General features: G+C 59.1%; 19 protein-coding genes. 3 read left to right on the top strand and 16 right to left on the bottom strand.

All coding sequences use genetic code 11. The annotated features are described in order from the left end of the window. Nucleotides 1–63 precede the first annotated feature (63 nt). Complete coding sequence (locus GOW60_RS10230) at nt 64–1671, top strand: MFS transporter (RefSeq protein ID WP_171229167.1); 1608 nt, start codon at nt 64–66, stop codon at nt 1669–1671. On the opposite strand, the gene GOW60_RS10225 is transcribed toward GOW60_RS10230, so the two are convergent. From GOW60_RS10225 to rplS, 3 genes are all read right to left on the bottom strand, one after another. Further along, nucleotides 1668–1895 (bottom strand): hypothetical protein, encoded by a 228-nt coding sequence (locus tag GOW60_RS10225; protein WP_152457025.1) that lies wholly within the window; start codon nt 1893–1895, stop codon nt 1668–1670. The genes GOW60_RS10230 and GOW60_RS10225 overlap by 4 nt on opposite strands. Nucleotides 1896–2060: 165 nt before the next feature. Next, nucleotides 2061–2282: a 50S ribosomal protein L31 gene (gene rpmE / locus GOW60_RS10220; RefSeq protein ID WP_050605278.1), complete on the bottom strand. Its 222-nt coding sequence runs from the start codon at nt 2280–2282 to the stop codon at nt 2061–2063. An 11-nt stretch (nt 2283–2293) separates the two neighbouring features. After that, nucleotides 2294–2677 carry a 50S ribosomal protein L19 gene (gene rplS, locus GOW60_RS10215; RefSeq protein WP_152457026.1) on the bottom strand — a complete coding sequence of 128 codons (384 nt, stop codon included), beginning with the start codon at nt 2675–2677 and terminating at the stop codon, nt 2294–2296. 370 nt (nt 2678–3047) lie between these two features. Here rplS and GOW60_RS10210 point away from each other — a divergent pair, with 370 nt between their 5' ends. Next, nucleotides 3048–3848, top strand: a complete 801-nt coding sequence (locus GOW60_RS10210) for a GH25 family lysozyme (RefSeq protein ID WP_171229166.1) — start codon at nt 3048–3050, stop codon at nt 3846–3848. On the opposite strand, the gene GOW60_RS10205 is transcribed toward GOW60_RS10210, so the two are convergent. The 12 genes from GOW60_RS10205 to ffh all read right to left on the bottom strand — a co-directional run bounded on the left by GOW60_RS10205 (nt 3845) and on the right by ffh (nt 11182). Then, entirely contained in the window at nt 3845–4270 is a 426-nt protein-coding gene (locus tag GOW60_RS10205) for a hypothetical protein (protein ID WP_171229165.1), read from the bottom strand. The genes GOW60_RS10210 and GOW60_RS10205 overlap by 4 nt on opposite strands. Nucleotides 4271–4403: 133 nt before the next feature. Then, nucleotides 4404–5213, bottom strand: a complete 810-nt coding sequence (gene trmD / locus GOW60_RS10200; RefSeq protein WP_171229164.1) for a tRNA (guanosine(37)-N1)-methyltransferase TrmD — start codon at nt 5211–5213, stop codon at nt 4404–4406. Then, nucleotides 5210–6025, bottom strand: a complete 816-nt coding sequence (locus GOW60_RS10195) for a hypothetical protein (protein ID WP_171229163.1) — start codon at nt 6023–6025, stop codon at nt 5210–5212. Before GOW60_RS10195 ends, trmD begins: the two co-directional genes overlap by 4 nt. Continuing rightward, nucleotides 6025–6528: a ribosome maturation factor RimM gene (gene rimM, locus GOW60_RS10190; protein ID WP_171229162.1), complete on the bottom strand. Its 504-nt coding sequence runs from the start codon at nt 6526–6528 to the stop codon at nt 6025–6027. Before rimM ends, GOW60_RS10195 begins: the two co-directional genes overlap by 1 nt. Next, entirely contained in the window at nt 6521–6670 is a 150-nt protein-coding gene (locus tag GOW60_RS10185) for a hypothetical protein (RefSeq protein WP_162896811.1), read from the bottom strand. The genes rimM and GOW60_RS10185 overlap by 8 nt, the downstream gene beginning before the upstream one ends. 6 nt (nt 6671–6676) lie before the next feature. Then, complete coding sequence (gene bluB / locus GOW60_RS10180; protein WP_152457031.1) at nt 6677–7312, bottom strand: 5,6-dimethylbenzimidazole synthase; 636 nt, start codon at nt 7310–7312, stop codon at nt 6677–6679. Between the two features lie 12 nt (nt 7313–7324). After that, on the bottom strand, nt 7325–7714 hold the full coding sequence (gene rpsP / locus GOW60_RS10175; protein ID WP_171229161.1) for a 30S ribosomal protein S16: 390 nt from the start codon (nt 7712–7714) through the stop codon (nt 7325–7327). A gap of 40 nt (nt 7715–7754) precedes the next feature. Continuing rightward, a complete protein-coding gene (locus GOW60_RS10170) occupies nt 7755–8051 on the bottom strand; it encodes a chorismate mutase (protein ID WP_152457032.1) in 297 nt (98 codons plus the stop codon). Next, nucleotides 8048–8587, bottom strand: coding sequence for a GNAT family N-acetyltransferase (locus GOW60_RS10165; protein ID WP_171229160.1), 540 nt, complete (start codon nt 8585–8587; stop codon nt 8048–8050). The genes GOW60_RS10170 and GOW60_RS10165 overlap by 4 nt, the downstream gene beginning before the upstream one ends. Next, nucleotides 8584–9135, bottom strand: a complete 552-nt coding sequence (locus GOW60_RS10160; protein WP_152457034.1) for a GNAT family N-acetyltransferase — start codon at nt 9133–9135, stop codon at nt 8584–8586. Before GOW60_RS10160 ends, GOW60_RS10165 begins: the two co-directional genes overlap by 4 nt. Further along, entirely contained in the window at nt 9132–9689 is a 558-nt protein-coding gene (locus tag GOW60_RS10155; protein ID WP_217355525.1) for a GNAT family N-acetyltransferase, read from the bottom strand. Before GOW60_RS10155 ends, GOW60_RS10160 begins: the two co-directional genes overlap by 4 nt. Further along, nucleotides 9686–11182: a signal recognition particle protein gene (ffh, locus tag GOW60_RS10150; protein WP_171229158.1), complete on the bottom strand. Its 1497-nt coding sequence runs from the start codon at nt 11180–11182 to the stop codon at nt 9686–9688. Before ffh ends, GOW60_RS10155 begins: the two co-directional genes overlap by 4 nt. Before the next feature lie 251 nt (nt 11183–11433). Here ffh and GOW60_RS10145 point away from each other — a divergent pair, with 251 nt between their 5' ends. Continuing rightward, nucleotides 11434–12321, top strand: a complete 888-nt coding sequence (locus GOW60_RS10145; RefSeq protein ID WP_171229157.1) for a sulfotransferase domain-containing protein — start codon at nt 11434–11436, stop codon at nt 12319–12321. On the opposite strand, the gene GOW60_RS10140 is transcribed toward GOW60_RS10145, so the two are convergent. Beyond that, nucleotides 12318–12842, bottom strand: coding sequence for a hypothetical protein (locus tag GOW60_RS10140; protein WP_171229156.1), 525 nt, complete (start codon nt 12840–12842; stop codon nt 12318–12320). The genes GOW60_RS10145 and GOW60_RS10140 overlap by 4 nt on opposite strands. Between the last annotated feature and the right edge of the window lie 25 nt (nt 12843–12867).

The following is a 12867-nucleotide window of genomic DNA, read 5'->3' as shown; positions in this document are numbered from 1 at the left end:
CAGGACCAGAAATCGTTAAACTGATGATGTTTGTATTCAAAATTCTTGGTCAGTGGGTGTTTTATGGGCGATGAGAGCTCGGCCAATGTATCTCCGCAGTCCCGCGCCCGTGTGGTGCTGGCCATGACGGCCATCTGCATGATGGTCGTGGGGTTCAACACAACTGCTGTGACCACCATATTGCCCAATCTCAGGGCCGAGTTCGATTTGACCCCGTCAGGTTTGCAATGGGTGATGGCCACGTATTCCGTGACCAGCGCCACGCTTGTCTGCATCGTCAGCCGGCTGGGTGACATTACCGGCAAGATGGGTGTGTTCTTTTTTGGCATGATCGTCTTTGCAATCGGGTCTGCCTTTGCCCTGTTGGCGCAGGACGGGGCGATGCTGCTCATCGGGCGCGGCGCGCAAGGCGCGGGCGCGGCTGCTTTGTTCGGCACGTCCCTGTCATTGTTGACGGCGGCCACGCCCGAAGAGCAGCGCGCCAGCGTTACCGGCATCTGGGGGGCGATTGTCGGTCTGGCGATCGGTGTTGGGCCCATCGTCGGTGGCGCTTTCGGCCATTATGTCAGCTGGCGCGCCGTCTTTGCAGCCGACCTGATTCTGCTGGCGGTGGCCTTCGCCATCGGGCTGCATGTCAGCAAACGGAAATACGTTCCCGATACCCGTCTTGCCGGGGCAAAGTTCGATTATGCGGGGGCCGTTGCCATTCTGTTTTTCCTCGGGCCATTGTCCTTTGCGCTCAGCAACGGGGAAAACGGCGGGTGGACTTCGCCTTTGACACTGGTGCCGCTGGTCGTGGCGGCCGTGTCGACAATTGCCCTTGTCATCGTATCCCGCCGCAGCGACGACCCTTTGATCGAGCTTCGGTACTTTCGCCATCCGCGTTATCTGATGGCCGCGGCGGGGATGTTCTTTACTGGCTTCACGCTGTTCTGCTTCTTCGTCTATTTCAATACATTCGTCCAATCGCCCGATGCCTTTGGGTATTCGTCCATCGATGCGGGTCTGGCGATCATGCCGCTCAGCCTCAGCATGTTTGTGATCTCGGTCACCGCACCCCGCTTTCTTGCCCCCTACAGCTTTCAATGGCCGATCGCCATTGGCCTGGGGGCGATGGCCTGCGGGTTCCTGCTGCTGATGACAACAACGAACACAACGCAGTTTTCCGAAATCTGGTGGAAGCTGCTGATCGTCGGTGTCGGGTTGGGCATCTGCTTTTCGCTGTTGCCACGTCTGGGCCTGCGCCTGCTGCCCGAGCAGCATGTGGGGCAGGGTTCGGGGGTCATCAACGCCTGTCTCTATTTCGGAGCAACTCTTGGTGCCGTGGTGGGCGGTCTGGCCGAAGCGATCACCAAACGCCGAGGTCTGTCCGAGGTGATCGACGCGCTGCCTGCCGGGTCAATCCAGCGCGAGGATCTGGCCCATGCGCTGGCACATGGAACGCCGAACCAGATACAGCAATTGATCTCGGGGATGGATCCGTCTGCGGGAGATACATTGGCGAAGGCCCTGCGGGATGTGCAGGACAACGCCTTTGACAATGCCATGTTGGTTGCCGCGATTGCGGCGCTGGCCGGAATGACGCTGGCGCTGATGTTGCTGCGCGGACCGGTTCCCCCTGTACACAGTGCGGCGGAATTGACCCGCAATCCGCGACAACCAAGCTCCTAACCGCCGAGGTAAACCCCTTTCTGAGGGCGAAAAAAGACCTTCTGATCGTGTAGCTTGCCCAGAAGTTCGTGAATACGCCGCAACGTGTCTTCCCGGTCGGTCCTGCTGTCCTCTGGTTCATCCGAAGCAGCATGTGACAACGAAGCGATCGAGTCGCGCAACGCCGTTTCAATCAGATCCATATCATCGACTGAAAGCTCGATCATGTCATTGTACTGGGGCATGTCCGGGTCTCCGTGGAAGCTGAGGGTTGTTCACACGGAGTGTAACATCACTGGGTCTTTGCAAAAACGCATCTTGTCCGGTTTCGCGTCCATAAGACACATGGAAGCTTCCAGAAAAAAGGCCGCCCCCAAAGGACGGCCTTTCGAAATCGAAACAAGTCAGACTTAGAAGCCCAGACCTTCGTATTTCTTTTTGAACTTCGACACGCGACCGCCGGCGTCCATCAGGCGCGACGAACCACCAGTCCATGCAGGGTGCACGGAGGGGTCGATTTCCAGAGCCAGCTGGTCGCCTTCGGCGCCCCAGGTGGATTTCATCTGAACCACGGTGCCATCGGTCATTTTGACGTCGATGACGTGATAATCGGGATGGATGTCTTTTTTCATCTTTCCGTTCCTTACGCTTCGGCGCCAGCCTTGGGCTTGTAGTTCGTGACCTCTGCGATACGCGCGGATTTACCGCGGCGGGTGCGCAGATAGTACAGTTTGGCGCGACGAACGCGGCCACGGCGGACAACGGTGATGCTGTCGATGTTGGTCGAATACAGCGGGAACACACGCTCCACGCCTTCGCCGAACGAAATCTTGCGAACGGTGAACGAACCGGCAATGCCATTGCCGTTGTTGCGCGCGATGCAGACGCCTTCGTAGTTCTGCACACGGGTGCGCGACCCTTCGGTCACCTTATAGCCGACACGAATGGTGTCACCGGCCTTGAAGTCGGGGATGTCTTTCCCCAGGGCGGCAATCTGTTCCGCCTCAAGCTGTGCGATAAGATCCATCGCAGGTACTCCTATATGCTCGTGGTTGGCCCACGAAGTTTGGGCACGGCCTGAGAGCTCTTGGTCTTCACCGGGTCCTGCATGCAGCCCGCCAGAGGTCAGATCGAATGTTCCTTTGGTCCGGTTTGATCTGGCACATCCCCGCCGAAGAAAGCCGGGCTTGAAGCCGATAATCAAACCAAAACACCGGAGTCGCTGAATGCGGCACCGGATTGCGGTCGTTTAAGGGTATTGAGTGCCGGGATCAAGAACAAATCGTATGGCGAAGCAGTGAGAATCCGCCTTTCGGAAATCCCACCGTTGCCACAGCGGTCAGATCAGGCATTCTGAAGGAAATTGAAAGAGCAGAAATTTCAGACAGGACCCCATGATGCGAATTGCACTTATGCTGACGATTGCAGCCGCTTTGCTTATGTCGTGCGGGCGCGGCGGCCCGAAACCGCAGGTCGTGGAACCCACGCCGGGTGTGGACAGGACAGCGCCCTCCGTAATCTATCCTGATTTTGGGGACGCCGATCCGCATGAGTGGGAAGGCCGTCACCCCGGATTGTATCCGATCCACGGGCTTGACGTCTCGCGCTGGCAGGGACCGATAGACTGGCGCACAGCCAAAGCTTCGGGCGTAAGCTTTGCGTTTCTGAAAGCAACCGAAGGCGGCGATGTGGCGGATCCATTATTCGACGACCACAGGCGCGGTGCTCAGGCGGCGGGCGTGCCGTGGGGGGCTTATCATTACTATTATTTCTGCCGATCGGCCCGGGAACAGGCGCGTTGGTTCATTCAGAACGTCCCGAAAGGGGCAGATCTGCCACATGTGCTTGACATGGAGTGGACGCCGCATTCCAAGACCTGCACGTTGCGGCCCGATGGCAGAACCGTCCGCGCCGAAGCGCAGCGCTTTCTGGACATTCTCGAACGGCATTATGGCCGGCGCCCCATCGTCTATACGACGGTGGATTTCTTTGCGGATACGGATATCGGGCGTTTGCCCAAAACCGAGTTCTGGTTGCGATCCGTCGCAGGCCATCCGCGTCAGGTCTATCCCCGCACGGTCTGGCGGTTTTGGCAATACACCGGCACCGGGCTGGTGCCGGGGGTTCAGGGCAGGGTGGACATCAACACGTTCAACGGCACCCCAGAAACTTGGGCCAGCTGGAAAGCGCGCCGCTAGTTTTTGGCTGTTCCGTAGGTTTCGATAGTGCCGCCCCCGACCAGGTGGTCCAGCCGCCGTTCGCGTTCATCACCAAAGGCGTTGCGCACCCAGAACGATTCACCCGCGGTCAGTTCGCGCCGCTCGAAACCGCGTGCGCGCAGGCAGCGATCAACCTGATCGATTTCGCCCTGTTGGCGCAGTTCGTCCTGAAATGGCGCGGTGACCGCAGGCCCGATGATGATGCCCCAAAGCAGGATATTTGTTGCATAACCGCCGATTACGGCGCTGTTGCCGCCCTCGTCAGCTTCCTGAGAGCAGGAGTCAACGGCAACCTTCGCAGAGTGCAGATTGTGACCGGCTTGCGTCGGAACCGACATCCCAAGCGGTTTGGTGGTACAGGCGGAGGCAACCAGTAACGTGCCAAGCAATAACTTTTTCATAATGCCTTCTATTTCACTTCTTATTACCCAAAAACTAATGGGGCATGGAAGTGAATAAGTTCAGGTGCGTTCAACTTCAAATGGCATTCTGACAAACATCGAAACTGAGGCATCCCGGCCACAACGAGCGGGTCTAGTCTTCGGATTCTGATCTGGCTTTGCCGTATTCTGCCCAGATATCAGGACGCCGTTCGCGCGTGATGTCTTGTGCCATTTTTTGCCGCCATTCCGCGATTCGGCCATGATGGCCCGACATCAGAATCTCGGGGATCGGGCGCCCTTTCCAATCTGCGGGGCGGGTATACTGGGGGTGCTCCAGCAAACCCGAGGCAAAACTTTCTTCTTCGGTCGAAGCCTGATTTCCAAGCACTCCGGGAATCAGCCGTACCGTGGCATCGATCAGGGCTTGTGCCGCGATTTCGCCGCCGGTCATGACGAAATCACCCAACGACACCTCTTGCACGCCATAATGTTCCAAAACGCGCTCGTCCACGCCTTCAAAACGACCGCACAGAAGGGTCATGCCGTCACAACGGGCAAGATTCTGCATCATGCGCTGGTCCATGCGACGCCCGCGCGGGCTGAGGTAGATCAGCGGCCAGTTCCCTTGAATGCCTGCCATCGCATGTTCGATCGCGTCACCCAGAACATCGGCCCGCAGAACCATGCCCGCGCCACCCCCGGCCGGGGTGTCATCAACGTTGCGATGTTTGCCTATACCGAACTGTCGCAGATCCACTGTTTCCAGTTGCCAAAGCCCTTCCTGCAAGGCCTTACCTGTCAGGCTTTCGCCAAGAACACCGGGGAAGGCGGACGGGAACAAAGTGATGATCTTGGCTTTCCAGACCCCGTGCAGATCAGGGCTCGGAGTCATCAGCTCGCGTGGTTTCAGGGAAGGACGGATCGCCTTGCGGCCATGGGATCTGCTGGGTTTCTCTGTCATGTCTGGCGGGCCAGTTCGTTCTGTGCGGATTGAATCAGTGCTTTCTTCTGGGTGATCATGGCGGCGTCGTCCAGCGAGGATCGGTTCAGCGCCAGGATTTCCTGTAGCACATCGTCTGAAAATGTTGGCGTGCCATGTGCAGGCCCGACAAGTTGTGACGAAAGCTCGGGTGGCAGGTTCAGAAATTCGGCCAAGGGCGCACCTGCACCAAGGCGGTGGTTCTGCAACGCCTCCATCCACTCCGTTATGACCGTGACGGATGGCAACCGCTTCCGGACGGCATCAGCGGTTTCCTGAAGCGATGGCAAATGGGCGAGGTCGGAGGAAAAGGCGTCCAAGTCCTGCACCATGCGTGATTTCTGCAAGTCGTGTGCCCACAGGCTCCGCAGCCATTGATCGCGGGCGCGCAAGGATATGTAGATCGTGATGTCGGTTTCATGACCCAGAAACCGACGCCGCACGACGCTGACCAGAGTTTCCGCCAGTTCCGGTGCGGCACCGTAACCTTCACGCTTGTTTCTGCTGGGGCGCAAGCCTGCGAAATTCTCTTCGCTCAGGATCAACCCCCGGCGTGCGCCGAAATCCAGATCGTCCAGAAACGCGTGCAGGTGGCTTCCAAAACCCGCCAATGTGGAATCCAGCCGGTAAAGCGAGTGACGCGTGGCGCTCTCGCTCAAGCCGCTGTTGCGCGTCTTGTAGGGCAGAACCAACGCGAAGCGTGGCCAGATCAGTTTCCGGTTTTCATGGAGGAAGGACTGTGCTGCGGTCATGCCTGTCTTGTGCAGGCCCAGATGCAGCAGGACCCGACGCATTATATCAGGCCTTCGGGCGGGTCGGCCACGATACGGCCTTGTTCCAGATCTACCGTGGGTACAACTTGCATCGTGAAGGGTAGCAAAACAGTGTTTTTCAATCCCGGCCCGTGCAATTCCAACAAGTCCGCGGCCCCGTGGTTCTGCACCGATTTGACCTTGCCCAGCAGGGTGCCTCCGGTGTCATAGACATCCAGCCCGATCAGATCGTTGTGGTAGAACTCATCATCGGGCAGCGAAGGCAGCTGATCGCGCCTTGCATAAAGGCGCAAACCATTCAGGGCATCCGCCTGTTCCTTGGTTTCAACGCCACCAAGACGGGCCGCGAATCCGTTCTTGATGGTGCGCGTCAATACCACAGGATAACGCTCGTTGCCCGCTTCATCGGTCAGCGGCGAATAGGTCTCGATATCTTCGGGAACGGCGCAAAAGCTTTTCAGCCTCACCTCGCCTCGCACACCGTAAGCCCCCGCGATGCTGCCGACGCAGATCAGATCACTCATTGGCTGCCCCAGTCGTCAAACATATCCCGTTTCTCCATTCGCCAAGCCCGTTGCAGGCTTCGCGCTGGTTGTTGCGTTCGAAGAACACGCCCACAATAAAGGCGATCAACAGCAGAATGGGAAGTCGTATCAATCCGAACATGAGGCCTTACCGTGTTTCGATCGTCAGGCCCTGCGCCCGGGTTTCCCAGCCGACCTGTTCCAGTTCAGGTGTATCCGACATCTGTTCCGGCCGGCCGACACAGAAATAGCCGATCAGGCGCCAGGTTTCAGGAACATTCAGATCGCGCTTCATCTGGTCGGGATCCAGAATGGAAACCCAGCCCAGCCCCAGCCCTTCGACCCGAAGTGCAAGCCAGAACAAAGTGATCGCTGACACGACAGAGTAGCGCCGCATCTCGGGCATCGTGCCGGCGCCCAGCCCCAGCCCTTTTTCGGTGCTGTCGTCGCAAAAGACGGCCAGTTGCACGGGCGCTTCCTGCATCCCGGAAAGCTTCAGCCTGCTGTATAGCTGCGCCTTGTCCCCCGAGTAGCCCGCCAAAGCGTGGTCGTTGGCGGTGCGAAAATTCTTCAGCGCTGCGGCCCTTGCCGCTTCGCTTTCGACGCGGATCACGCGCCAGGGTTCGCTGAGCCCCACCGAAGGGGCCAGTCGAAATGCGTCGAGGCAGCGCGCTAGCACTGCCTCGTCAATCGCATCGGTGCGGAACCGGCGCACATCCCGCCGGAGCCGCAACAACAGGTCGAACTGCGTGCGAAAATCGTCTGTAAAGGGGTGATCCCGCACGCGTGCGCCTGCTTATTCTTCTGCTGCGGCTTCTTCTGCCGGAGCAGCAGCTGCTTCGGCTGCTTCAGCGGCCTTGGCGGCTTTCTCTTCGGCGCGCTCCTGGGCTTTCTTGCCCGGAGTTCCCTTGTTGGGGTTGTTGCGCTCGGTCTTCTCTTTGGCACCGGCCGCTTCCAGCATACGAGCGATACGGTCGGTGGGCTGTGCGCCCTGACCCAGCCAGTACTGGATGCGCTCCATGTTCATTTTCACGCGCTCTTCGCTGTCTTTCGGCAGCAGCGGGTTGTAGGTGCCCAGTTTCTCGATGAAACGGCCATCGCGCGGCATACGGCTGTCAGCCGCAACGATGCGATAGAAAGGACGTTTTTTCGAGCCGCCGCGGGCGAGACGAATTTTCATTGCCATGGTGGTATCTCCTTTGAATGGCGTTACTGGGATTTCCCAGTCAATTCTGGTGTTTCTTGTGGTGACGGATGACTTCCTGAATGATGAAATTCAGGAAAGCCTTGGCGAAATCGGGATCCAGGTCGGCCTCATTCGCCAGGTCTTCTAACCGTGCGATCTGCGCAGCTTCGCGCGAAGGATCGGACGGGGGAAGGTCGTGTTCGGCCTTGAGCTTGCCAACGGCCTGCGTGTGCTTGAACCGCTCGCCCAGCGTGTAGACAAGGATCGCGTCCAGCCTGTCGATGCTTTCGCGATGCTCTTTCAACAGCGTGGCAGCCTGTGTCACGGGGTTGGTCATTGGCCGGTCCTTTCGGTGGTCAAGTCAATCTGCGGATGGCGCCAGATCTGAGCGTGCTTGCCCAGAAGTTCGGCATTCTCAAGCTCCAGCGTTGCACCAAGCCGTTCAGCCAAAGCGCGCGAACGATCATTTGCATGAGCGATGTAGGAAATCACGCCGTTCAGGCCCTGATGACGGGCGGCATGGTCACGCGCAGCCGATGCGGCTTCAAAGGCCAGCCCCTTGCCTTCGGCTTCTTCCATCAGGCTCCAACCCAGTTCCGGTTCGGCCCAGCCGGGTACGTAGATCATGCCTGCCCAGCCGACGAATGTGCCGCCGGCCTTTTCGGTCAGGTGCCACAGGCCATAACCCCGCAACGCCCAATGACCCAGCCGGTTCGACAATGAGCTCCAGCATTCGCGCGCATCCCTGGGGCCGCCCACCATATGGCTGCGCTGGGTCGCGAAGAATGCGGTCATCGCGGGCAGGTCATCCAGATGCGGCGCGCGCAGGATCAGGCGTTCGGTTTCAATTGTGGGAATGGTGAAAGAGGTCATGCGTATGCCTCCATTCCGCCATTCACCAGATCCGAGGGCGCCGGGTGCCGCCAGATTTCGGATTTTCCGAACTTGGGGTGGTCATAGTGATACTCGAACTGCGCGCCCAGACGCTTGGCCACGGCCTTGCTGGCGTGATTGTCCAGGTCGATCAGTGAGATCGCGGTTTCCCAGCCCAATATATCATAGGCGTAGGCGCGTGCAGTCAGCGCGGCCTCGGTCGCATAGCCCTTGCCGGTGGCGTGGTTCAACAGGGTCCAGCCAACTTCGGGTTCCGGCCAGCCTTCGGGAAACCAAAGCCCGATCCGCCCGACATAGGTGCCAGTGTCTTTTTCATCGACGCTCCAATACCCATAGCCGCGCAAGGCCCAGTGCCCCAGCAGCGAGGCGACCACCCGCCAAACCTCGTCCCTGCGCAGAGGGCCGCCGACGAACTTGGCCGCATCGCTTGCAAAGAAGGCGGTGTCCGCATCGATATCGGCCTCGGACGGCGCGCGCAGGATCAGGCGTTCGGTTTCCAGCGTCGGGATCGGCATCGCGAATGTCATGCCTGCACCTCGCGGTAGCGCCAGACATGCTGGGTTGGCCCAAAGGCGCTTTCTGCATCGGCATCACGCGCTGCGCCCAGTCGTTGGGCAAGCGCGTTCGAACGGGTGTTGGATTGCGAAACATAGCTTACGAACTGCCCCGATCCCAGCAGGTCAAATCCGAAATCACGCACGGCGGCGCAAGCTTCGGTGGCATAGCCCTGCATCCGGTGTTCAGCGCCGAACATATAGCCAAGTTCCGGTTCGTGATCGTCCCATTCCAAGCCCAGAACGACGAAGCCAATTGCCCGATCATCACCCTTGTGCGTGACCGTGAACAGGCCGTGACCATGCAGAAGCCAGCCCGCGGTATAATAGGAAAACTCGGTCCACGCGGCTTGCGGGGCGTCGCCAAAGCTGTCCTCGCAGATCGACGTCCACACCGGCAGGTCTTCCAGAGTGGGCACGCGCAGTACCAGCCGCCGGGTCTGAATGACCGGCAGGGCTGCGCGATATTGCGCTGCTGCCATCGCCGCCTTTCCGGACGGGGGCTGGGTACAGCGTGCGGGGGTCACTTTTTCTTTCCGAACCCGCTCAGGCCCGGTGGCAGACCCATCCCGCCACCCAGACCGGGCATTTTGCCGCCCATGGCCTTGGCCGCCTGTTCCAGCGCCTTGGGATCCATGCCTGCGGCCATCTCCTCGGGGCTGGGGCCGCCTTTGCCGAACATGCCTTTCATGGCCTGTTTCAACATCTTGCCTTTGCCCATCTTGCCCATCTTCTTCATCATGTCCGACATTTGCCGGTGCATCTTGAGCAGCTTGTTGAGGTCGCTGACCTCCATCCCGGACCCCGCCGCGATGCGTTTCTTGCGGCCGGCCTGAAGGATCTGCGGGTTGGCGCGTTCGCGCTTGGTCATCGACTGGATCATGGCGATCTGCTGGCGAAGGATCCTGTCGTCCAGTCCTGCCTGATCCATCTGCTTGGCCATCTTGCCCATGCCCGGCATCATGCCCATCATGCCCTGCATGCCGCCCATCTGGATCATCTGTTCCAGCTGCATCTTCAGGTCGTTCATGTTGAACTGACCCTTGACCATGCGCTTCATCATGCGCTCGGTCTGTTCCATCTCCATCGTTTCCTGGGCCTTTTCGACCAGGGCAACGATGTCACCCATGCCCAGAATTCGACCGGCGATCCGGTCCGGCTCGAATGTTTCGAGCGCGTCCATCTTCTCGCCCAGACCGACAAAGCGGATCGGCTTGCCGGTCACGGCGCGCATCGACAGGGCCGCACCGCCGCGCCCGTCGCCGTCCATCCGTGTCAGGACCACGCCCGAGATACCGACCTTGGCGTCGAACTCTTCAGCCACCTCGACGGCGACCTGCCCGGTCAGGCCGTCGACCACCAGCAGCGTCTCGCGCGGGTCAACGGCGTTGCGGACCTGTTCGACCTCATCCATCAGGACTTCGTCGATGTGCAGACGACCCGCGGTGTCGAGCATGTACACGTCGTAACCACCCAGCGTCGCCTGCTGTTTGGCGCGCTTGGCAATATCGACAGGTTTCTGGCCGGGAACGATCGGCAGGGTGTCCACCCCGATCTGGGTGCCCAGAACCGCAAGCTGATCCATCGCCGCCGGACGGTAGACGTCCAGCGAGGCCATCAGGACCTTCTTGCCCTCTTTCTCTTTCAGACGTTTCGCCAGCTTGCCGGTGGTCGTCGTCTTACCCGAACCCTGCAAGCCGACCATCAGGATCGGCGCGGGCGGGTTGTCGATCTTCAGCGCACCGGGGTCTTCCTCGCCACGCAGGGTGTCAACCAAAGCGTCATGCACGATCTTGACGACCTGCTGGCCGGGGGTGATCGACTTGGTGACTGCCTGACCGGTGGCCTGGCTTTGAACTTTCTTGACGAATTCCCTTGCAACCGGCAGCGAGACGTCGGCCTCAAGCAGGGCAACGCGGACCTCACGCAGGGCGGTTTTGACGTCTTCTTCAGACAGGGCACCCTGTTTGGTCAACCGGTCGAAGACGCCAGAGAGGCGTTCGGATAGATTTTCAAACATGCCTGCGGCCTCCTTAGCCGGTTCTGATTTGGCGCCCCTTAGATAAGGGCAGACGGGTCAATGCACAAACGCCCCCACGGGCGAAACTCGCTGGTGGGGGGCGATCCCTGAACGACTCAAGGGACCGGAAGATCGAAAGGCTTCCGGATGTTGGGGCGTCATCTACGCCTCTGGGCCGTGTGAGTCAAGATAAGCTATGTGAGTGTCACAATGCGGGCAATTCTGCGTGATTGAAGCTGAGGGAGGGGGCGATGAAGAATGGTCTGCCGCGAAAGACGACCGACTATGTCGGCGAGGTCACCAACACCGATATATGGTCCGGATTCGAGATCCGGCCCAGCGACGTCTTTGTGTGCACACCGCCCAAATGCGGCACCACTTGGACGCAAACACTGGTGCGCATGCTCATCACCGAAACGGCCGACCCCGGCGTGTACGACAACAGGGTCTCACCGTGGCTTGATTGCAGTTTTCGCGATCGGGTCGCGCAGGCGGATGAACTGAGCGCGCAAAGCCATCGGCGCTGTATCAAAACACATACCCCGCTTGATGGAATCGCATTCTCGCCAAATGCGCAATATCTGGTTGTTCACCGTCATCCGGTTGACGTTCATTTTTCGATGCGCCGCCATGTCGAGAATATGAAGCATAACTGGCTTGATTACCTGTTCCCGAACGATCTGTCGGAAGCTTTCGACATGTTTTTGAACCGGCCCGCGTCATCCAAGGGCACAGATGACCTGACCCTCAGATCGATCATTCATCACTTCCATTCCTTTTGGATGTATCGCGACCTGCCCAACATCCATTTTCTGCACTATGCCGAGCTCAGCCGGGATCTTCCGGGACAGGTCGCGCGGCTTGCACGGATCATGGACATCGAAATTGACCCGGACCTGGTCAAGGACATCGCCGAGGCCGGCAGTTTCGGATCGATGAAAAACAATGCCATACGTCTGGAGCAAACCCCCGGATTCACCAGTGGGTTTCACGACTTTGCGCAGTTCTTCTCTTCGGGCACAAGCAACAAGTGGGAAGGCAAGCTGACCGAGCAGGACATGGCGCGATATGACGCCTGCATGTCCCGGCTGGTCTCAGCCGAAGAACGCTTGTGGCTGGAACGCGGCCTGGCCTCTTAATTCGTCCCGACTTCACGACGGTTTTGGCCGGTCTTAGATGGAAGCCAGTCATTCACCGCCTCGGCCAACCGGTGAGAGCCGGAGCCGCTGGAAAACGCTTCGACAATGGGATGGCGACCCGCGCTCATGCCTTTCTCAAGAACAAGGACCGGGCGATACAGCGTCGAGGTGCCGTTTTTGCCACGGGATGTCGTGCTTTCGATTTCTGCGTGGGACAGGTTGGACAGTTTGTGTTCGACCGCTTCATACCCAAAAACCGATTGGCGGCGGATCAGGATACTGTCTTTGTGCCGATCCAGAATGATCTGAACCCGTCTTACGAAAGCGCAAAACGCACCAAACCCAAGACCGCCTCCGCCGAGGGCGAAGATCAGGCCGAACCAGATGCCTTCGCCGCCCGTGCTCATCAGAAAAATACCGGGGCCGACAAAGGCCAGAATGAAAATGACCAGCGTGATACCGATGAACCAGGGCGTATTGGCGATGATCAGTTGGTTCGGGGTGTTTCGGGTCACTTTCATGGCGGTACGCTAGCACCGTTCCAAC

It is taken from the genome of Ruegeria sp. HKCCA4008, from assembly GCF_013033125.1.
GTDB lineage: Bacteria > Pseudomonadota > Alphaproteobacteria > Rhodobacterales > Rhodobacteraceae > Ruegeria.
Note: the sequence above shows the minus strand (reverse complement) of the source record. Positions and strands in the feature narration are given on the sequence as shown.